General features: G+C 32.6%; 15 protein-coding genes, 1 pseudogene and 1 CRISPR repeat array. Of the genes and pseudogenes, 1 reads left to right on the top strand and 15 read right to left on the bottom strand.

All coding sequences use genetic code 11. The features are described from left to right. Positions 1–94: 94 nt before the first annotated feature. Positions 95–364, bottom strand: coding sequence for a 30S ribosomal protein S14 (rpsN, locus tag BN1066_RS11145; protein WP_077302463.1), 270 nt, complete (start codon positions 362–364; stop codon positions 95–97). Positions 365–991: 627 nt separating this feature from the next. After that, a CRISPR array of direct repeats spans positions 992–1,424; the repeat unit is 32 nt; unit sequence GTCGCACCTTATATAGGTGCGTGGATTGAAAT. 319 nt (positions 1,425–1,743) lie between these two features. On the opposite strand from rpsN, the gene BN1066_RS11140 reads away from it, so the two are divergent. After that, complete coding sequence (locus tag BN1066_RS11140; protein WP_245799772.1) at positions 1,744–1,977, top strand: DUF3953 domain-containing protein; 234 nt, start codon at positions 1,744–1,746, stop codon at positions 1,975–1,977. A 534-nt stretch (positions 1,978–2,511) separates the two neighbouring features. Here BN1066_RS11140 and BN1066_RS11135 read toward each other — a convergent pair. The 14 genes and pseudogenes from BN1066_RS11135 to galU form a co-directional block, all read right to left on the bottom strand. Further along, positions 2,512–3,849 (bottom strand): CitMHS family transporter, encoded by a 1,338-nt coding sequence (locus BN1066_RS11135; protein ID WP_077319506.1) that lies wholly within the window; start codon positions 3,847–3,849, stop codon positions 2,512–2,514. Positions 3,850–4,619: 770 nt separating this feature from the next. Further along, positions 4,620–5,351 carry a response regulator gene (locus tag BN1066_RS11130; protein WP_077319505.1) on the bottom strand — a complete coding sequence of 244 codons (732 nt, stop codon included), beginning with the start codon at positions 5,349–5,351 and terminating at the stop codon, positions 4,620–4,622. Beyond that, positions 5,320–6,999, bottom strand: a complete 1,680-nt coding sequence (locus tag BN1066_RS11125) for an ATP-binding protein (protein ID WP_077319504.1) — start codon at positions 6,997–6,999, stop codon at positions 5,320–5,322. Before BN1066_RS11125 ends, BN1066_RS11130 begins: the two co-directional genes overlap by 32 nt. A gap of 626 nt (positions 7,000–7,625) precedes the next feature. Next, entirely contained in the window at positions 7,626–8,543 is a 918-nt protein-coding gene (locus BN1066_RS11120; RefSeq protein WP_077319503.1) for an LCP family glycopolymer transferase, read from the bottom strand. Positions 8,544–9,061: 518 nt separating this feature from the next. Further along, positions 9,062–9,733 (bottom strand): annotated as a pseudogene (locus BN1066_RS11115) (nucleotide sugar dehydrogenase); the annotation flags it as partial. Between the two features lie 554 nt (positions 9,734–10,287). Continuing rightward, entirely contained in the window at positions 10,288–11,757 is a 1,470-nt protein-coding gene (locus tag BN1066_RS11110) for an O-antigen polysaccharide polymerase Wzy family protein (protein WP_077319502.1), read from the bottom strand. 564 nt (positions 11,758–12,321) lie between these two features. Next, a complete protein-coding gene (locus BN1066_RS11105; RefSeq protein WP_077319501.1) occupies positions 12,322–13,743 on the bottom strand; it encodes a lipopolysaccharide biosynthesis protein in 1,422 nt (473 codons plus the stop codon). Between the two features lie 45 nt (positions 13,744–13,788). After that, the gene (locus tag BN1066_RS11100; RefSeq protein WP_077319500.1) at positions 13,789–14,751 is read right to left on the bottom strand and encodes a glycosyltransferase; all 963 of its coding nucleotides are present in this window, start codon (positions 14,749–14,751) and stop codon (positions 13,789–13,791) included. A 1,211-nt stretch (positions 14,752–15,962) separates the two neighbouring features. Further along, on the bottom strand, positions 15,963–17,219 hold the full coding sequence (locus BN1066_RS11095; RefSeq protein ID WP_077319499.1) for a glycosyltransferase: 1,257 nt from the start codon (positions 17,217–17,219) through the stop codon (positions 15,963–15,965). Then, positions 17,219–17,830 carry a sugar transferase gene (locus tag BN1066_RS11090; protein WP_077319498.1) on the bottom strand — a complete coding sequence of 204 codons (612 nt, stop codon included), beginning with the start codon at positions 17,828–17,830 and terminating at the stop codon, positions 17,219–17,221. Before BN1066_RS11090 ends, BN1066_RS11095 begins: the two co-directional genes overlap by 1 nt. Further along, positions 17,811–18,710 (bottom strand): NAD-dependent epimerase/dehydratase family protein, encoded by a 900-nt coding sequence (locus tag BN1066_RS11085; protein WP_077319497.1) that lies wholly within the window; start codon positions 18,708–18,710, stop codon positions 17,811–17,813. Before BN1066_RS11085 ends, BN1066_RS11090 begins: the two co-directional genes overlap by 20 nt. Positions 18,711–18,748: 38 nt before the next feature. Further along, complete coding sequence (locus BN1066_RS11080) at positions 18,749–19,864, bottom strand: ATP-grasp domain-containing protein (protein ID WP_077319496.1); 1,116 nt, start codon at positions 19,862–19,864, stop codon at positions 18,749–18,751. Positions 19,865–19,870: 6 nt separating this feature from the next. After that, positions 19,871–21,094, bottom strand: coding sequence for a DegT/DnrJ/EryC1/StrS family aminotransferase (locus BN1066_RS11075; protein WP_077319495.1), 1,224 nt, complete (start codon positions 21,092–21,094; stop codon positions 19,871–19,873). 42 nt (positions 21,095–21,136) lie between these two features. Beyond that, positions 21,137–22,015 (bottom strand): UTP--glucose-1-phosphate uridylyltransferase GalU, encoded by an 879-nt coding sequence (gene galU, locus BN1066_RS11070; RefSeq protein ID WP_077319494.1) that lies wholly within the window; start codon positions 22,013–22,015, stop codon positions 21,137–21,139.

Here is a 22,015-nt window from a genome sequence, read left to right as displayed (position 1 = left end):
AAGAATTAATTATTATTTTGTATAAAAAATAATACAGGGACAACACTTTAAGATGCCCCTGTTAACTTATTTTAGTTCTCCAAAACGCTGGCCCCTACCAACTAGCTTTTTTCACACCTGGTATTTGCCCTTTATGAGCATATTCTCTAAAGGCAATGCGTGACATATTGAACTTTCGCATGTAGCCACGTGGTCTGCCTGTAACTTCACAGCGATTTTTCAAGCGAGTTGGAGAAGAATCTCGTGGTAATTTACGAATTGCTTCATAATCACCTTTTGCTTTTAACTCTTTTCTCAAGGCAGCATATTGTTCAACCATCTTCTGGCGTTTTTTCTCTTTTGCAATTTTAGACTTTTTTGCCATTTGATCAACTCCTATCAATATTTATACTCTATCTCAAAATCACCTTAAATCGTAATGATTACGTTTTATAAGTTATTATAAAACATCTTTACTAAATTGTAAATAGTAATGATTGCGATTTATGATTTTAATTCCTTAATTTATCCACTTTGAACTTAATCATTTTTTTTCGATAAATATAACAGTATTTTGCTTAAATTTGTCGTTTATACTATGCTGTAGTAATTTAATTTTACTTTCAATTTACAGATCACCCTGTGAATGAAATTAAAACACCAATTATGCATTTTGCTACTAATTGTCGAAATAATTTAATCTACAAAGAGGAAAACATCATTCTTTGATTTTATTTGCACATATTTTAAGATTCTTCCACTTGTACGGTTATTTTCGTTAATAAATGACAAACCCTCTGCACTATCATATAATAATTGTATGAAAGCTAGGGTATTAAACTTGGTGCGAACCTGAAGTGCACATAAAAACCCTAGGGGATTCGCACCATTATTTATTTTGTTTTTGGTAAATAATTGAAAAAGGTGAAGAGAAATGGTTCATTTTTTTCCTTTTCTTCTCTAAAATAGGCAGTTTTTTGTTATATTTGTAAAAATTTATGCTGAAATCGCAGTCGCACCTTATATAGGTGCGTGGATTGAAATGTTCCTGCTTTATTACAAAAAATATACTCAAAAACGTCGCACCTTATATAGGTGCGTGGATTGAAATCTCACTGACGAATTATTGCAACAGTCTGAAGAAATGTCGCACCTTATATAGGTGCGTGGATTGAAATTCTTTGATTAGCCGTACTTGCTAAACCTAATTTATGTCGCACCTTATATAGGTGCGTGGATTGAAATGTTATAAATCTCGTCAAATTGAAACTTTGCCTTGTGTCGCACCTTATATAGGTGCGTGGATTGAAATCTTTTCTGTTGAATCTTTTTCGGCTGTCCCTGGTTGTCGCACCTTATATAGGTGCGTGGATTGAAATTTTGATTTTACCCCAAACTTTATCCCAGGTTTTTGTCGCACCTTATATAGGTGCATGGATTGAAATTTCTTTTGACACCTTGTGATCAGTATAACGCTTAGTTGTCGCACCTTGGTTTAAAATTAAAGTGTGATTTCATACGGAAATTCTTCTTGCATTGGTTTTGTTTTTTGTCATGATACATGAAGAAAAACAGAAGATAGCCAACCAAAAAAACACCAACATTGACACATCCCCCATTGAATCTATATTTTATTTATGCAATGCTAACGTTAACTTATACAGAAGTTATAATTCTTGTAAGAATATGAAGATAATTCCGTGGTATTCTCGGCAAAAAAGATATATGGATGGGAATTGTAATAGGTGGCAAGGGGGAGATATTTTGTTAACTGTAATTAGAGTTGCTTTAGCAATAATAGTCCTCGTTTTATCAGGTTATAGTTCAATAACTAATAATCTTGTATTGTTTCCATTTATGATGTTGTTTTTAGGAGCATTAATGTTAGTTAATGGAATTGGTGTACTTCAAAAAGATAAAAAAGATTTTGGGGGCTTTTTAAGCATTGCTGCTTCCGTATTAGCTTTGATCACCTCAATAGAACTTCTTTTACCTTGAGCAATCGAGTGCTATTGTTGAAGATCATACACCTTATTCCTCGGTAAAAATATGGTTTTTGGTCTTTCCAAATTCTTAAACTGCAATCTACAAAAAAACTTCTATAATCGTGCTCGGCAGAAGGTGCTTTTTTAAACCTTCAAACCCTTTTATTGATCTTTATATTCACAGCTGTTTCGTCATATTTTTTAATAGTCCATTTCATACCACGCCTCACTACATAAATTGCCATGATTACTTAAGCTTGTGTTTCCGCAGTATTAACACCATACTTTTCTCCAGTTCAAGATTAGTAAAAATGGAAGTAGTAAAATTGTCTCCACTAGTGCCGGTTATTTGACAAATTATTATATACAAGCTTTAAACCTACTGTAGTAATCAATTATGTTCTAGAGATTGAAAGCTCAACATGTTATTTCGAGTATTTTAATGGCTAACAACTTCGAGCACATTAGAGCTAACATCCAGCTCTTTTTTCTTAATGCTAATTATGTCCATAAACCCCAAGAGGCCGCACATAACGTGCAGCCTTCATTATACAACAATCAATCCGATTATTATGGAAAAAACCAATAGGACTAAGCTAAGCCCCCATAACCAAAACAACGAATAGCGGATATGCCGTCCCATTTCCAAGCCCGCTAGTCCTAAAGCCAACCAAACTGCTGGTGAAAATGGGCTGATAAACGTTCCAACGATGTTGCCAACAATCATGGCGTAAGTGGTAGATAAAGAATCAATACCAAAACCGGTTGCAATTTGTTCGACTACTGGCATTAATGCAAAGTAATACGCATCTGTGCTTAATAACAAATCAAATGGAACACCGAAAAATCCGATTATTAAATGTACATACGGAGCGATGAATGCTGGGATTACGGTGACAATATCTTCTGCAATAGCATTCAACATCCCTGTACCAGTAAGAACTCCTAAAAACGTTCCGGCTGCAAGTATAATCGTTGCCATCATTAATGCATTTGGAGCATGATAGCGAATACGATCCATTTGATCTTGCATTTTCGGATAATTAATTGGTAACGCTAAACTTACCCCAATCATAAATACAAGCCCTGCTGGTATGACTCCCCAAACTAATGTACCTATAACCGCAATTGTTAAAATAACGTTTATCCATAATTTCTTGGATTGAGGAGGTGCCGGCTCTGTCTTTATACTTTCTGAAGTTTCTTTTCCAATTTGCAAATCAGGTTCAATAGCCGCAGCTGCTGCAATAGATCCATATTCTTTCGTAATTCGCTTTTTTTCTCGATAACCAAGAACAATTGCTAAAACAATCATCAGTACGAGCCCAATCGCTTGAATAGGTATTAACGGTCTCCATAATTCTGTTACATCCATATTTAATACAGATGCTGATCTACCCAACGGTCCAGCCCATGGTAGCATATTCATAATACTTGCGCTTCCACCTATGAGTAGCAGTAGTAAATATGGATTCATTTTTAGCTTCTTATATAACGGAAGCAACGCTGGTATAGTAATCAGGAATGTTGAGGCACCGGACCCATCCAACTGTGCGATTGCAGCAATCACAACACTCCCGATGCAAATTGCAATGACGTTTCCCTGTGATATAGAAATCATGCCACGAATCAACGGATCAAACAAGCCAACGTCTTGCATTATTCCAAAGAATAGAATAGCAAAAATAAACATAATCGCAACATGTACTACATCAGTAATCCCCTCATCAAAAAATGCTCCAATTTCCTCTAGTCCAAATCCAGCAATAAACGCTCCACTAATAGGTGTTAATACTAACGCTATAATTGGTGTAACTCGCCCACTTATTAATAATAGTACAATAATAATGATCGTCAAAAATCCAATGATACTTAGAACTCCCATGATATCCCCCTTCTGCATGAGCCAAGTGGCTTGCTACATCAAATCATGCAAACGCTATCAATATTTCGTATTCTCTACTGATATTGGATGTTCAAAAGTAATGTTAGAAAGACTTGGCTTGTCGCCAAGTCTTTATGGCGGAAGCTATCGTTTTTCTTATACGATAAAGCCTAAAGTTTTATACTATCCTATAGTATAAAAAATAAAGCATTGTATTTCTTTATTGCAAAACTATAGATTACCTATGTATCTAATATACATTCTCTTGTTCAAAACACTGCCTCAAGCTTGACGTACGGAACATGCTAGTATCGATGTAGCAAAAATATAAAAAAAGATTAACGATTTGTTAGTGACCCAAACTGATATCTTCTGACGATAACGAACACGGCAACAGGAGAAAACGATGTTAACGAATCGTAGGAAGAAGACCAAAGTTTGTTTCAGCTTTGGCACATTAAGCTAAACGATGCTATTTTCCAAAAATATACATACATTTGCTGGACAATAAGAAAAACGTCGGCAGCAATACGTCACACAAAAAAAGCTTTAACCGTAACAACATCTCACTAAGTAAAAACCACTGTTTTTAAAAACTTCAACCTAGATGGGTCAATATTTCTACACTCTTTTGAACATATTCCAATAGAAATTTAGTTAGAGAAACGAATCCTTCTCGCTATAAAAGATTAACGAAAAGTCTAATATTATTGTTAATTATAAAAATACCATGGAATGTAAGCGATTCAAATATTGTGTAAATAAATATATTAATTCTTATTTGTAGCATTTTGTTCATAAGTTTCATAGGGGACGTAAAAGCGTTCTGGTCTACCGACATTTCCATAAAGAAGGGTTGTCCGAATCTTCTTTAGAGTAACGAGATACTCCAAATATCTTCTGGCTGTGGATCGACTTGTACCAATTTGCTCACTTAACTCGACCGCAGTAATCCCTTTCATCTTCTTATATTTTAATAAATTCGTAACTTCCTCCAAAGTGATCGGATCAATCCCTTTTGGTAATTCTTTATTTGTTTTATTAGGAAAACGATTGATCTTCCTTTGGATTAGAATATCGACTTCATGTTGCTCTAAGAACTCCTTCGATGATAGGAAATGACGCCTTTGTTCATATTGCTTGAGCATCTGATTAAAACGATCGGCATCTACTGGCTTAATAATATAATCAAAAACCCCTCCACGAAGTACTTCCTCAATGACGTCTGCTTCTGCAGCAGCGGAAACAATAACAATATCTATTGCTCGATATTGTGTACGTAACCGCCAGAATAGTTCCAAACCTTCTACATCAGGAATATATATATCTAATAACACTAAATCTACTTCCACTCCTGGCATTTGGAGATATTGATAAGCCTCCTGAGCTGTTTTGACACTATTTACAACTTGATATCCACCTATTTGTTCTACGAATTGCTTATTTATAGCTGCAACACGAAAATCATCTTCAATAATAAGAACATGTATCTTCCTGCCCATAACTTTTCCCTCCATCCTTTGGCATAATCATTATAAAACAAGCCCCTCCTAGTTCTCCTTCTTCTACTAGAATATTGCCTCCGACACGATTTAAAACATGTTTACTCAAAGCTAGACCAATTCCGCGATTTTCTCCGTCTTTTGTTGTATATCCTTGTTCAAAAATATAGTTGATGTCGTCAGGTGCAACACCAGAACCCGAATCATCTACCTCAACAATGACATCCTCTCCAATATCCGTAAACAAGATAGCAACTTTACGCTTTGACTTTGCTTCATGCTTGACGGATTCAATGGCATTTTCGATCAAATTACCAGCAGTCGTTAAAAATGCCTTCTGTTTTTCTCCGGTAAAGATAGTATTGAGTTGACTATCCGGATGAATCGTCATCTTAATTCCAAGCTCATTTGACTGATTAAGTTTTCCTTGTAATAACCCTTGAAACATTGGATCAGCAACATTTTTCAGTAAAAATCGTGAAAACTCCAGCTGCGTTTTGTTTTCTTGTTTAATATACGTTATAGCTTCTTCCCGTTTACCAAGCTGTAATAATCCAAGAATGGTATAAAGTTTATTCGAAAATTCATGTGTCTGTGCACGCTGAGCATTGGAATACTGCTTTATTTGTGATAATTCTTTTGTAATGTTTTCAAGTTCTGTTTTTTTTCGAAACGTAAAGACAGCTCCAATAATGGATTGTTGGTGAAAGATTGGGGTTCGATTCGTTAATACAATTGCATCACCAAGTACCATCTCTTTATTAAAATGCCTCTCACCAGTTTCTAGCACATGTAGCAAATCCGTATGCGGTAAAAATTCGCTTGCAGATCGTCCAATATACTGACTACTTTCCAATTCCTGATTAAATAAGACGTTTTGTGCAGCAACATTCATCATCATGATCTTGCCTTGTTTATCGACAGCGATGATCCCCTCATGCGTAGACTGCAAAATCGCCTCCCTTTGCAATAATATTTGTGAGATTTCCTCTGGTTCCATATTGGATAATAGTTTTTTTAGATAGATGGCTATAGCAATTGCTCCAAAAATCCCTACTAAAATAATACCAAATAATGTTAGCCACACGGATCTAATTTGCTGTTGAATAATATTCTGAACTTCTTCATTTAAAAAGCCAACTGATACTACCCCAATGATTGCTTCATCTTGATTTCTAATTGGCGTTTTACCCCGAATAGATAATCCTAACGACCCCTCCCGTTTCGATATATAGGATTCTCCTTTTTTTAAGGCACGAACGTTATCACCGCCGACCATTTGCTTTCCTATTCTTTCCGGGTGTGGATGCGAATAACGAATCCCTTTCTTATTTCCGACAACAATAAATTCTGCACCAATGCTCTTCTGAATTGGTTGAACGATATCCTGAATAACATTCTCAGGGTTTTCCAACTCAAAAGCCTCTCTTATACTTGGCATATTTGCAATACTCTGTGACACACTTAACGCACGTTTGGCAATTTGATCTTCTATTGTTGTTGAAATAAATGAGTGAAGAAACAAACCAAAGATAATAAAAATCCCAACAATCAGAAAGCTGATCAGAATAATCATTTTTACCTTTAAACTGAAGCTCCGTTTAGAAGTTCTTCCAACCTTTCTCCTACCTTTTTGTAAAGCGAACATCACAATACCCCTTGTTTATAAACTATAAAAAAACTATGAATTGAGAAATATCTTTTTACAGAGAATGCTCTCATCAACATCTCCACCTCTCTAAATTAAAATACGATTTAACAGATGTAGGCCCTTTTCATCATATTTTGTAAAGTGTAAAATAAAAATCCATATCTTAAGCAATTGAATAGGTACAAATTTGCAAAAAAAACATAACAAAACCTTCCACTATTTTACACGGAGAAGCGAGCATGATAACCTCTTGCAATGGAGCAGATCTTTTGGTGATATCTGAGCTCATAAATCATGCTCGTAGGGGCTCTGTGTAAAATAACAAAATACCAACTATGTACTCGATCTTTGTAATGTTGTGTATGATTTCATTGCACATCACTGAAACGCACCATATTTTTATCCTTTTTCTGTCTTTAAATAGAGAAATGGAGAATCAGCTTTTTCAGTTGACCCTCCATTCAAAAACAAGTGATGAAAAACCGCAAAAAGAGAACAAACTTCTGTTCTACCATTTTCCATTTAATAACTAATATATTCATATTGGATTGACAAATAAATTAATGATCCTTTTCTAAAGCCTATGCACTTCAGAGATCAAGCTTTTCAAATCATTGTCACCCCTAAGCCCCTGCAATCATCCCTTGCACTTTTGAAACTTCTTCTTCTGGAACCAGATAGTAATATATACCATCAATATTTGTACCGCTACCTTCCATCATATAACTGACAACATTTTTTCGAACATTTTTATAACCGAATAACAGGTCTTTCATATCATTAAAGTCCATATTCGTTGCCATGTTATTCCCTAATACATCGATCATGCCATTGATTTTATTTACCGATCCTACAGATGCTCCTTGATCAATGATGCCTTCAATGACTTTTCGTTGCCGTTCCGTACGCCCAAAATCTCCAGCTGGATCTTGCTTACGCATTCGTACATAGTGCATGGTTTTGTCCCCATCAAGTGCAACAGGACCTTTTGTAAAATTGTATTTTCCATCATTCCATTCTACCTCGTTGTCTACCTCAATGGTACCGAGCTGATCTACAAGTTCTTCAAGCCCTTCCATGTTCATACGTACATAATAATCCAAATCAATATCTAAAAAGCTTTCTACCGTTGCTACTGCCATATCCGCTCCACCATATGCATAAGCGTGATTTATCTTGTCTTCTATACCCTTACCAGCAATCATCGCTCTTGTATCACGCGGGATGCTGATCAATTGCATGGAATCCTTTTTTGGATCTAAAGAAAGTAATACTAATGCATCTGAACGGCCTTTATCATTCCCTCTCTGATCTACACCAAGTAAGAGAATATTCAAAGGTTCGGTTGCCTTCATCTTTTTCTTCGTAGAAGCTGTATCAATCGTGTCTACCGGTTCATTAATTTTTTTGTTCACGGTGGACTTGGCGTTATGGTAAATGGAATAAGCATACCCACCCATACCAAGAGCTGCAAGGAAAATGATTAAAAGCGGAATTTTCAGCCAAATTTTCTTTGATTTTTTATTGTTTTTTCGTTTCATATAAGTTCACCTTTTCACCTATTTTATTAGCTAGCTTTACTAAAAAGCTCGTAGAAAAATAGATAAAGCGAACTATTTTTCTACACCTTTTGACATTATACTATATATTGAGTAGCCATACCAAAAATTTTTTTCGTGTTATACGAAAATTTAAAGGTAAATATTTAAATGTGAAGCTCTCTGCTTAACTATGTTTGAGGAATCTATTGTTAGCACCTAATTTCCGATAACATACAAAAGGTTTATGTTGCAAGGTAATAGTCGAGAGTTCTACGATGACGTAAGCCGTTGCAGCTTTTTACGAAGTGAGCATGATAACCTAATCTATTTAGTCAAGTATTGACTATAGCTGGTTTATGGCTAAATTGTCATGCTCGCCTAAGAGCCGTGACAAGTTTGCGATATTCTATATTTGTAATTGCAATCTTCAAGCCTTCATTGCAGAGTACAAAAGGAACTATTAACTGCAGATGGCAGCTATTTTTCAAGCTGCCATCTACAATCTATAACATTCAAAATTAGTCTCTACTAAAAATATCTCTTGTATATACTTTATTCGTTACATCTCTGATATTGTCATCTAAACGATTAGCGATAATGACATCTGCTTCTTCTTTAAATGCTTCTAAATCATTTACAACCCGAGAATTATAGAACGAATCTTCTTTTAAAACTGGTTCATAAACAATAACCTCAATTCCTTTTGCTTTAATACGCTTCATAACCCCTTGAATGGCAGATTGCCGGAAGTTATCTGAATCTGTCTTCATCGTAAGTCGATAAATGCCAACTACTTTAGGATTTCGTTGTAAGATCATATTTGCGACATGATCTTTTCTAGTTCGATTTGCATCAACAATAGCAGCTATAATATTATTCGGAACATCTTCATAGTTTGCTAGCAGCTGCTTCGTATCTTTTGGTAAGCAATAACCACCATAGCCAAATGAAGGGTTATTATAATGCCCACCGATACGAGGGTCAAGCGATACCCCTTCTATGATTTGTTGGGTATCCAACCCACGTATTTCCGCATAGGAATCAAGCTCATTAAAAAATGCTACACGCATGGCAAGATATGTATTAGCAAATAGTTTTATTGCCTCGGCCTCTGTTGGGCGAGTAAATAAAACAGGAATATTTTCCTTTTTTGCACCTTGTACTAATAAATCAGCGAATACTTTGCTTCTGATCATACTCTAAATAAATAACTAAACCATGAATGAAGACTGACACTAACCGTTGGAAGTGACAGTTTAAGAATCATTCACTTGAACAATAGCAATTGTACCTCCATTGAAGTATTTCCCTTCTTGTTAAGCATAGCATGTTCATGGAATCGTTGCTCCGAATAATACATCCGATGAGTTGCGATTTCTCGATTCCGCTATGCTTTGTCTACTTTACTTCCAAGCATCGTACCGCATTTTCCACTCTATTCTCTTGTCTTTCAGGGCAACGGATAACCTACCGAATTAATTTCTAAGAAGATTATCACATAAATACATATGGATTATTATATTTGTTTTATATTATGCTTACTTAGATACTATTGGATCACTAATAGGCAAAGAAAAAAAGTTTGTCAAATTGCATTTGACTGTTTTCATATCCAATACCATATACTTTTTCTAAGATGGTTATAGTTTTCCGATTGTATTAAGTATCAAGTTATTGCTTTCTTGCTAAAACCCCCCCTTTAGGGTGACCAGTTATGTCGAATTTTTTACCTAATTTTAAATCATTATCTTAAAGTTAGTCTAGGTCTAAAAAAGCTTTTTTGTCCAATTATTGAATATAATATAGTCGAGCCAACAACAATAAAAATAACTGCTGCTATTTTTGACATTGAAAATGCTGAAACTATAAAAGATAGTGCAGCACCCCTTGGAGCAAACAAAATTGATCTGGTCATCATTAATGTGAAAATAACTATTATATAATTTGAATTTTGAAGCATGTAATAAAACACATATATAATCGCCCCATAAACAATGCTTCCAATAAACACTCCTAAGAATGAGAAATCGTGAAACATTTCAGCTATATACGATGATCCATATCCATGCCCCATCAAATAAGCGCTAGGCATGATTAAATATGGAAGTGCGTGTGAAAATAGATGTCCGTTAACTGCTCTTTCTATATTTTGACCAAAATATTCAGGAAGTCCATTCAAAGGTCTAATTATTTTGTTATTTACAAATTCCATTATAGGCCCAAAAGTATATAATATTCCTTTAGGTAAAAGGTCTTCGTATACCTTTGTATAACCAATTAAGTTAGCGCTTATCCCTTGGGAATAAAAAAACTCTAATATAGGATTGTTTAGACTTACATTTGATCCTTTAAAACTTGATCTTAGTTTACCGATGAAAGTAAGAAATCCCATCAATACAGGAAGTGCAATCACACCAAATGACAACTCTGATTTATCTAACCATTTTTTCTCATCTTGTCGTTTTGTCGCTCTTGCAGTCCTTACACAATAATAAATAAAAACGATCAAAAGGTTTAACATAAAAATTGAACGTCTACCTGCTAAAGCAGCAAAAAGACCTTCACCTATATACAATAATATCGGAAATAAGCTTTTTCTTTTAGTAGGATTTGTAGCTAAATAAGCTAGAAAAGCTACATCGTACATATTGCTAATTGTTACTAGTAAAGACGGCATAGAAGATGCAAAAGTCATAAAACTTTCGTAGTAACCTTCTGTCATTGCTGTTTGTTGCATTTCATAAACATAATACAGTCGAAATATCATACAAAAATAGAAAAATAATAAACTAAATGCTCTGAGTGAATAAACAAAACCCGGATTTAATTCTTTTTTTTTCTTTAGAAAACTAAGATTTACTTTTTGTATTAATGTATAACCCATAAAAATAGCCCATAAACTTAAAAACAAACATATAATAGTTAGGTTTACAAGTCTGACATCGTTAAACGCTAACCCAAATATACCTAACAAACCACTTTTGTATCCGAAAAATTCATTAACAACCATTCTTCCCAAAAGAAAAATAAAAAACGTTACATTAAAACTAAAAAAGATAGCTTTATCATAAAAATTTTTAAATGAATAAATTATATTATGAGAAAAAATAATCAATGTAGAAATTAATAAAACCCTCGGGTTTTCAAAAGAAAGACCTATTAAAAAAAACAACAATGACCCCGATAAAAATATATACCTAGTTATTTTATGCATTTTTAACCCCTCTTCTAATTAGAATATGCTTAAGCACTATTTTACAAAGGAGGTGTTTAATGACCTACCCACGCTAATGACTTACATAATATAGTTTGTTGTATTCGAAAGATAGAAATTACTAAACTTTAAATAAACATCTGTTGAATAATGCAAATTTCTATTGGAGGGTACTATTGCACGGAATAATATAACATCCCCGCCCCAAATAATTTGGTAAAATACCATTTAGAGATTCATCTTTTTCCCCTAGTAAGTTTACTGAAACTTGTTGAGCACTTTTAATGAACCTCACTCTTAATATCACCTAAATTTAACGTTTCCGTTCTGTATGTTTTCAGCAATAAACGTTTGAAGCTATTGGTAGCAGCCGACACTATTAAAAAACCATGCCATTAACAAATTATAGTGGTACGTAACAACTATTAAACTTGAAAGTACTATCATTTCAGGCTTTATCATTGTAATGTGTCAGACTTGAGTATAAGTAACTTCAAAGAACTACTATAAACTTAACTTATTTTTGTCAATGAAACTATACTAGCATCAACCAGTCTCTACATATTATTTAGAGTTAAGAACAGCCTTAATACTTTTTAAAAGAAAACTTAAATCATTTTTCTTTACAAAAAGATAAACTAAATAAGCGATCATATAAACAAATGAAGCTACATAATTTGGGAAATACCACGATATTGAAATAAATACAACTGTCATCAACACTTCTAGAATTATATCTACTTTAACTTTTATTTTTAAAGTTTTTTCTATATATAATTCTGCTATTATACTGCGAAACGCCAATAGTATTGTAATAGATAAAACAGTTAGATTTAAGTTCTTAATTAAAAATACATTTATAAAAGTTAAACCCAAGCTTAAAACCACCGTTAGCAAATTAATTAGTAGCATTAATTTTTCTTTTCGCAAAGTTTTTAAATACGTATTAGTCAACATTTGGGTCTTACTTTCAAAAATACACATTGGAAACAATAATACCATATAAATAAAACTTTCTGCATATTGAGGTAACCAAGATGAAAAAATTATATTAGCTGGAAAATATAAAATTAGTAATCCAAGTAGTGACACCATGATCATTGTTCTCATTGTTTCATAAATGACTGGCAATTTATCATTAGAAGTTCGCCGTAATGTTGGAAACAAAATCAGTCCTATCGAATTTATAAAAAGCATAAACATATTGGAAATACTTAGAGCGAGCGAGACTTTTCCGAACGTTTCGATGCTCCACTGGCTTTCTATAAAAAAACGAACAATACCAATAATAAGCAAGCTCGCAAAGTTGGCAATTAATAACTTACTTCCTACAGATATATTAATCCATATTTCATTAATGGATTTTTTTATTGATTCAAATTTTCCAAATACCAATTCTTTACTAATCAAACACGCATAAATAACAGAACATAATTTTCCTATAACATCAGATATAATAAGAAATTGAAATTCATCGATACCAAACAATAAAAATAAAATCACCAATATAAAATAGATTACACGTTCTAATATTATTGTAATAGAATATTCCTTAATTCTATTGGTACTCTGAAGCATAAAGACTATTAAAGATCTAGGTACAACTAATACACCAGAAAGACATGTTAAGAATACTACTATTGATTTATTAGGATCTGTGAAATTCAATGCATAAAAAGTGGCTAATGAAAAATTGATAAACACATTCAATAAAACCAAAAACCAATATTGAGATACAAAAACTGGTTTATGTAAATCTTTATAACGGTACCCGCCATAACGTAAATAAGCTCCATCTGTTAGCCCAAAAGACATATAAGATATAAAAGAACAATAAAAGATATATAATTGCCAATATCCATAATCCAAAATGCTTACAAATTTCGGAACGATAAGTATTAAAACGGTTGAAATAACTATTGATAACAAATTTGCAATAAAGGCGAAAGATAAATTTTTAAAAAACTTTTTTATAAAACTATTCATATATTGCCTCTTTAACTTCTATTTAAAATTAATCTTTTATATTTTTTAAGAAGATTTGATTTTTATATTTTTCCAAATAAAATATAGTAAACATACATTAATTCTCCCAATCATACAGGATAATTTGACGAATCTATTCGGTAGTGAACTCAATTTATATCTAAATAAGTTCCTTTTTAATTGCATTTTTATTTCTCTATTTATTTTTTTTTCTTTAATCCCATTCATTAATAAACTTATATTCATGTGAATATAAAAATTCTTATACTTTCCTAGTTCTAAACCTTCAACACTCTTTAGAGTTTTTATTGTATTATCTAATGCATCTAAAGAAGTTAGCTTTTTTCTACCAAACTGTGATTGAGATGCATTATTTTCATGAATTACATAGTGATAATATGGTGTAGTATCATATATAATTTTTTCTGAATGTAACATATACTTAGTGATAAATAATAAATCCTCACAAAAGTAGATGTCTTCATCGAAAAAGATCTTGTTATTTTTAATTATATCCATAGATAAAAGTTTATTCCACAAGTACCCTTTAAACCCCTCCGAGTCTAGTAATGAATGAAGTACTTGCAGTTGATTATAACTAATTATACGAGAATCTATGGTTTTATTTAAAATTGTACCATCAGCTTCCTCTTTAAAATAACCACATATTGAAGTATCTGCTTTAAAAGTTGTTATTTGTTTAAACAGATTTTCAATCATTATAGGTTCGATCCAATCATCTGCATCCAAAAAGATAACATATTTCCCTTTTGCAACCCTTAGTCCTGCATTCCTTGCCGAGGACACACCTCCGTTTTCTTTATGAAGTATCATAAATCTATCATCTGTTATTGAATACTCATCACATATTAATCTGCTTTGGTCAGTTGATCCATCATTTACGAGAATTATTTCTAAATCTTTATAAGTCTGATTTTTAACACTTTCTAAACATTTAGGTAAAAAATCCTCTGCATTATAAATCGGTACAATTATAGATATTAACATTTTTCTCCCTCTTAAATCATCCACATAATGTCAAAAAAATCCTCAATAAAAAATAACGTTTTTACTGATTTCATCCAGTTTTTAGCAAATAACTTGCCACCCTCTCTAAATTCTATGGATACTCAAGATTACCACAGCCAGACAACATCCTAAAATGGAGATGACAAGTTTTCCTCCTCAAATAATAACCTATTTATTAACTTTTATAAAACATTAAAAATATTTGTTGTTACTTTAATATCGTTAAATCAGTTGATAAAGCATTCTATGAAAAACCTGTAAATAAGCCTTATCGCAAGTACCAAGTAGATGAAATGCCCCTTATTTTTTGAAGACATTAATAAGAATAAAGGAACTTTTTTTACGTTTATAAGTGTAAAAATTATACCTGCTACAAAAAACTAAACAAAATGTTTACCGATGAAAAACAACGGTTTAAAAATGATTCGCAAGCGTTTTAGGATTGATATATCTTTAGGAAGTTCACTTTTGATTTCAAAGCCTTTATCAAGAAAGTATCCTATAAACCCTAAAATGAGTTCGTCGCATACATAGGACTAATATCGATCTATCATGTTTTCATCTCGCAAAACAGCAACTTTGATGTACAATGTTTACAATTTAAAAAAATTTTCACTAAACGTCCTAAAATAGTATAGCTTTATTACAAAACTATATGTTTATTATTACTCTTATAGTCTATCAAATAGCTTTTGTGAGGATGAAATCTACATTCGAGTAAAAGGGGGTTGACATTATCTATTTTTCTTCTTTAATACGGCTAAGAAAATTATTCTATCTTGCCTGTTTCACCGAACCGAGATACACTATGAGCTAAAGGGATTTGGTGAATACTTCAAAAGGTTATAGACATTCCCAGAGAACTTAATTTTTGTTGTAGCTGGCAACCCATATACATATAGTTAAGCGTTATTTTACACAGCATGGTACCCTACAAAGTGATTGGCTTAACTAGTGATGATCCTGTTTTAGAAGAAGCATAGGCCACAAAACAAATTATTAGTTTAAAATAGGAAAAATAAAAGGCCTATTTTCACCTTCTTTTGTTCCCTCTACTCTTAAAAGATATTACGTAGAAATTATTGTCACTTTGTCTCGAGCGAGCTCTTCAATATAAAAGATAGAAGGTGTTTTGTTTCAGGTTAGTTTTCATAGAACTTTTCGTACAACCAAACATTCAGTTTTTTTCATTACTTTGTAATTAAAAAAGAGGAAAATTTATCGTATAGATAATCAGCGTCACACCTTTCACGCCAAATATTAATAGCGTCTTCACACATCTGGATATAACTTCCTTTATCAATACTATGAAACGTTAATAAACAATTAGCGATATCATCTGCATTACAATTCTTACTTAGTAAATACCCGTTTTTTGTATTTTCTACTATTTCTCTAGTTCCTCCAACATCAGTTGCAATTACAGGAAGCCCCATCGAAATTGCTTCCATTATAGCTACTGGAACTCCTTCAGAAGAAGAAATATTTACAAATACAGTGGCATAATTATTTTTATACCAATTTAATACGTCTTGATTCTTTAAGAACCCTTTAAAATCAACATTTTTTCTACTAAGTTTTTTTTGAGCTAACTTTTTAATCTTTTTAAATTCCGGTCCTCCCCCAATGTGCGTCCATAAGTAAGGAATATTTTTACTTTCTAATTTTGTTAAAGATTCTATTAATAAATCTAATCTTTTCACTTTACGCACTACAGAACAACTTACAATATACAATTTATCATCTTTAGTACGGCTCATTACACCTGGAGACACCGTACCTAGTCTTCCTACTTTTATCTTACCTTTAAAATTTGGATATTTTTTATTTATTTCGTATACTCCATCATTTGAACATGGATAAATAGCATCAAGTCCATTTAATAAAAATTCTCTTTCAGGCAAATAATTTAAAGGTGCAACATCTTCATATAAATCATATCTGTGTGCTCTAGATATAGTATGTACACTTCTCTCTCTAAAATAGTCATCTTTTAATTCTAAGGCTACTCTTGCGGTTATATATAACCAATAACTGTAGATAATAATTGAATCATAGTTATTAAAATTATATTTTCTTAACTTATCTTTCAACTCACTATAAATGTACATTGCACGACATTCGAAGTAATAACAATATAATTTATGCAATATATTACCATTTGTATCTTGTTTTATCATTTTCATTTTTTCTTTATTGCGATATATTTTTTTATATTGACTTCGAACCATGTTTACCTTACCAAACACGGAGTGATCAACCCCAATAGGAAGTACATCTACATTTTCTGGCACATTTCTAGTCTGACTCATATTCTTATTCACCATTGTAGATATGATAAGTATTTTATAAAATTTTTTCGATAAATAATTTATCTCAGATTCCAGGTATTCTTCACCTTTGTGGAACGGATAATAGTTTGTTAAAAGGATTAAGCATTTTTCCACTACAGGTCCACCTTTTCTTTCTTATCATTACGATTTATATTTTCAAATTTCATAATAGACTTAAATGTTAATAAAAGAATCTTAATATCTAAAAGTAGTGACTCATTCTCTACATAAAATAAATCATTTTTAATACGTTGATCCATTGTTGATTTATTCCTTAGCACTGCCTGATTATAGCCCGTAATACCTGGTCTAATATCAAATTTTTTAAAATAATCTTTAGGATAAAGTTCTTTATTTCCCAAGGGGCTTGGTCTAGGTCCTACAAAACTCATATCCCCTTTTATTACATTAATCAATTGTGGAAGTTCATCTATACTTGTTTTTCTTAAAATTTTTCCTGTTTTTGTTACTCTTGTATCATCTTCACAATTAAAAGTACTTCCATCTTTATTACGTATGTCAGGAGCATTTACTTTCATAGAACGGAACTTGTACATTTTAAACTCAACCATATTCCTGCCTAATCTAGGTGCATTATAAAACACTGGTCCTCTATCTTCTAACTTAATTAACACAGCCACTACAGGTGTTATAAGAAATAAAATCGGTAGTGCTAACAAAGCTACTACTATATCAAGTAATCTTTTAATACCATAACGGTACATCATCCAACCCCCGCATAAATGTATAAATTTCAGAAACAGCTTTAGAAAAAGTGTAATCAGGAGAAAAACTAAAAACTTCTCTTGCTAAACTACTATCCATTAATGATGAATATATTCCTTCGTCAGCATTAGAATCTTTAACTACTAAGTTATTTACATTTTTAAATGCTTTATTAATTTCTACTGCTACTTCATAATTCGTCAATGCTTCACCGCTACCAATATTAAAGGTTCCAAAAGTATTACTCCTGTTTAACGCACAAATAATTGCTTTAGCTGCATCTTTTGCATAAAGAAACTCTCTTTTTGCAACACTTTTAGCGTGTAATGTTAGCTTTTCTTGGTGAAACGCCTGTCTAAAAAATCTATTAATCATATAATTATTTTTTTCATTAAAGCCATATAAGTGAGCTAATCTTAAATTCTTAACCCGCAACCCTTTTTTATTTGAATAAATATTTCCTATGTATTCATTGGTTAACTTACTTATTCCATACATTAGTGTTGGTGATGGAATATTTTCTTCAGTCCAAGGGATTTTATTATCATTTGAATACACGGAAATAGTTGAAGCATAGACAATATTGTGTATGCCCAGTTCAAAACATGCCTCATATAAATTTTGCGTTAAAATCTCATTATCATGAAATTCCGATATTTTTCCCTGACTGCCTCTTTTAGCAGCTAAATGTACTATTGCATCTACATCAAATAAATTCTTTACTAAATCGTCTTTAGAATAATCTGTTGGACGTAATTCAACGTTTGAACTAGAGTCTGGTTTTCTAGATAATATTAGTGGAATATAATTTTGTTTTTTTATACTTTCTACTACATATTGACCCAAAAATCCCATTCCGCCAGTAACAGCTACTTTCATATTATCGCTCCCATTTCTATCGCACTTTTGTAATTACTTTAAACTTTATTAATAAAGTATCCAATTTTTTCAAATCTACCATTTACTGGTCTAATAATATCACCAGGATTATAGTAATTAAAACTATATAGTGCATTTCTGATTTCATTCTCAAAGTCGGTATAGCTAGCAGCTGTTTTAGGTTTTTGACAAATAAACTCTAACACATAACTATCTCTATAATTATCGTATTGTTTATTTAACTCTGACACATCATTTTCAAGTAAGTGTTGAAAGGTTAGTTTAATCAAATTTACACCCGTATAATAAGTTAAAATTTTCCACATATGGCAACCATCTAAACGTGGTGTTATTTCAATTATATATGGTATCCCTTGTTCTAATTTCATTTGTGTATACACTGGTCCATTGTTAATTCCTAGTTTACTGCACGCTTTCTCGATAATTAGTTTCATCTTGTCACTTATATCACCAGCTAGGTTTACCGAAGGAACAATATGTTTATGAATTAAACCAGTATACTCCGGCCAAGTTTGTCTATCGGAAGGAATTAGAAAGACCAATTCGCCATTTACAATATACCCATTCACGGACAACTCAGGACCTGAAATATATTGTTCTAAAATAACTAATCCAGATCGCGAATATTCTTTAGCTTTATTATAATTATTTACGTAGTCTTCAAAAGAATTAATTAAAAATACCCCGCGTTGACCTTGGGAATCAGTTGGTTTTAAAATAAAAGGGTAATTTATTTTAATATCATCTTCTATGTTCTCAACTATTTGAAATTTTACATTTCCAAAGAAATCATTTCCTAATTTTCCCCTCATAAGATTCTTATTATTACAAAATCTAGCTGTATCTTCAGTAACAAAAAGTGGCAAATCTAATTTTTCACTTATACTACTTGCTACAGGTATAGCTAAATCAGATCCGATAGAATACACCGCAGAAATTTTATTCTCTTTAATATAATTTATTATAGAATTTTCATCCAATATGTTTATCTCTTCAAAATAATCGGCCAAATCAGCACCCGGGCCATCTTTTGCCATAGCAATAGCATGAGTCTCATACCCCAATTCTTTCAACTCATTTATCGCATCCATTTGAACCGAGGCTACACCTAGAATTAATATTTTTTTCTTCATTCTAAACTACCCCTTCTGAACAACTTTATAATACTTTTTTAAATTATAAGAAATATATTCAACCTCTTTATCATTAATTAAAGTATGTAAAGGAAGTGTTATTTCATTAGCATATTGTCTAAATGCATTCGGATAATCACTTATATTAAAACCTAAATTTTTGTATGCAGTTAACATAGGTAAAGGTTTATAATGTACATTACAAACTATACCTTTATCAGCCATTTTTACAATAATGTCATTACGTTGTTTTTCATCAAGTTCTGGTAACCTAAGTAAATAAAGGTGTCCAGAAGAAGCGAATGTATCACCATAATGTTCAATAGACTGAAGGCCTAAAGGTTTAAATTCATTATCATACATTTCTATGATCTCTCTACGGCGCTTTAAAAGGTCTTTGTATCTCTCTATTTGAACCAAACCGATACTTGCCATGATATCTGTCATATTACATTTGTAAGCAGGATAAATTATATCGTATTCCCATGCGCCTTTTTTAGTTTTAGCAAGAGCGTCTTTGGATTGTCCGTGAAGGCTTAATAGCATGTATTGCTTATAGATCCATTCATTGTCAAGCTCATTATTGTTATGCCATACAACTGCTCCACCTTCACCAGTTGTCAAATTCTTAACAGCATGGAATGAGAAACATGTAAAGTCAGCAATTTGGCCAGAAATATTTCCGTTTTGCATAGCTCCAAAGGAATGAGCTGCATCTGCCATTACAATGACTCTATTATATGCAGCCTGAATATCGTTCTTGGGTTTAAACAAATCTTTTCTGCTTTCAACTACGTTAAAAATCTTTTCATAATCACACATTTTACCAGCAATATCAACCGGGATCACTACTTTAGTTTTTTCTGTAATAGCTTCTGCTAATTTAGAATAATCCATTTCATAAGAGCCAGGGGTGGTATCTACTAAAACTATTTTAGCCCCAACATGATGAATAACAGAGGCTGTTGCAGTATATGTATAAGCTGTTGTTACAACTTCATCACCCGGTCCAACACCTAGAAGCTGCAATGTTAATTCCATTGCAGCTGTAGCTGAATTCAAACAAACTGCCCGTTCTACACCGATATATTCAGATATTTTATGTTCTAATTCTTTTGTTCTAGGCCCTGTTGTTAACCACCCTGATTGTAATGTATTTACCACTTTTTCTATTTCCTTATTAGTAATATCAGGAGGTGAAAATGGTATATGCATTTTATTCATTGTCATTTTAAATTACCCTTTCCGTGCTACATAATATTAGCTAGTATTTTAATGGATCGAGGTAGCTTTCACCTTCTCCACTAAATACTTCAACAGTTCTTTACGAATTTCTTCATTCTTCAGCGCCAAATCAATGGTCGTTTTTACAAAGCCAAGCTTTTCACCAACATCATAGCGTTTACCTTCGAAATCATACGCATAAACAGTCTGCACTTCATTTAATTTTTGAATGGCGTCTGTTAATTGAATTTCTCCACCGGCACCAATTTCCTGTCTATCAAGAAATGTGAAGATTTCTGGTGTTAGCACATAACGACCCATAATCGCTAAATTAGACGGTGCTGTACCTTGCTTAGGCTTTTCTACAAAATGATTAACTTGATAGCGTCTACCTTCAATCGTGTTTGGATCAACAATTCCATAGCGGTGTGTTTCCTCCATTGGAACTTGCTGTACACCTACTACAGAGCATTGGGTTTCTTCAAATTGATCGATCAGTTGGCGTAATCCAGGTGTTTCGGCTTGGACAATATCATCACCAAGTAAAACAGCAAATGGTTCATTACCAATAAATTTACGTGCACACCAAACCGCGTGGCCTAAGCCTTTAGGTTCTTTTTGACGAATATAATGAATATCCACCTTTGACGGTTGCTTTACTTTTTCCAGTAGGTCAAATTTTTCCTTTTTCATCAGATTGTCTTCTAATTCATAGTTGTTATCAAAATGGTCTTCGATCGCTCGTTTCGTTTTCCCCGTAACAATAATGATATCTTCAATGCCCGATTGTACTGCTTCTTCAATGATATACTGAATCGTCGGTTTATCTACAATTGGCAACATTTCTTTCGGCATCGCTTTGGTTGCCGGTAGGAATCTTGTCCCTAATCCAGCTGCTGGAATAATTGCTTTTTTAATAGTTTTCAT

Source organism: Virgibacillus proomii (genome assembly GCF_900162615.1).
Taxonomy (GTDB): Bacteria; Bacillota; Bacilli; order Bacillales; family Amphibacillaceae; genus Virgibacillus; species Virgibacillus proomii.
This window is presented reverse-complemented; position numbering and strand designations above follow the sequence as displayed.

What these genes read in the sequence shown, in the direction of transcription:
- BN1066_RS11110 (WP_077319502.1), bottom strand. Translation starts at nt 11,757, where the DNA reads ATGCATAAAATAACTAGGTATATATTTTTATCGGGGTCATTGTTGTTT.
- BN1066_RS11085 (WP_077319497.1), bottom strand. Translation starts at nt 18,710, where the DNA reads ATGAAAGTAGCTGTTACTGGCGGAATGGGATTTTTGGGTCAATATGTA.
- BN1066_RS11100 (WP_077319500.1), bottom strand. Translation starts at nt 14,751, where the DNA reads ATGTTAATATCTATAATTGTACCGATTTATAATGCAGAGGATTTTTTA.
- BN1066_RS11090 (WP_077319498.1), bottom strand. Translation starts at nt 17,830, where the DNA reads ATGTACCGTTATGGTATTAAAAGATTACTTGATATAGTAGTAGCTTTG.
- BN1066_RS11125 (WP_077319504.1), bottom strand. Translation starts at nt 6,999, where the DNA reads ATGTTCGCTTTACAAAAAGGTAGGAGAAAGGTTGGAAGAACTTCTAAA.
- BN1066_RS11130 (WP_077319505.1), bottom strand. Translation starts at nt 5,351, where the DNA reads ATGGGCAGGAAGATACATGTTCTTATTATTGAAGATGATTTTCGTGTT.
- BN1066_RS11135 (WP_077319506.1), bottom strand. Translation starts at nt 3,849, where the DNA reads ATGGGAGTTCTAAGTATCATTGGATTTTTGACGATCATTATTATTGTA.
- BN1066_RS11080 (WP_077319496.1), bottom strand. Translation starts at nt 19,864, where the DNA reads ATGAAGAAAAAAATATTAATTCTAGGTGTAGCCTCGGTTCAAATGGAT.
- rpsN (WP_077302463.1), bottom strand. Translation starts at nt 364, where the DNA reads ATGGCAAAAAAGTCTAAAATTGCAAAAGAGAAAAAACGCCAGAAGATG.
- BN1066_RS11120 (WP_077319503.1), bottom strand. Translation starts at nt 8,543, where the DNA reads ATGAAACGAAAAAACAATAAAAAATCAAAGAAAATTTGGCTGAAAATT.
- galU (WP_077319494.1), bottom strand. Translation starts at nt 22,015, where the DNA reads ATGAAAACTATTAAAAAAGCAATTATTCCAGCAGCTGGATTAGGGACA.
- BN1066_RS11105 (WP_077319501.1), bottom strand. Translation starts at nt 13,743, where the DNA reads ATGAATAGTTTTATAAAAAAGTTTTTTAAAAATTTATCTTTCGCCTTT.
- BN1066_RS11075 (WP_077319495.1), bottom strand. Translation starts at nt 21,094, where the DNA reads ATGACAATGAATAAAATGCATATACCATTTTCACCTCCTGATATTACT.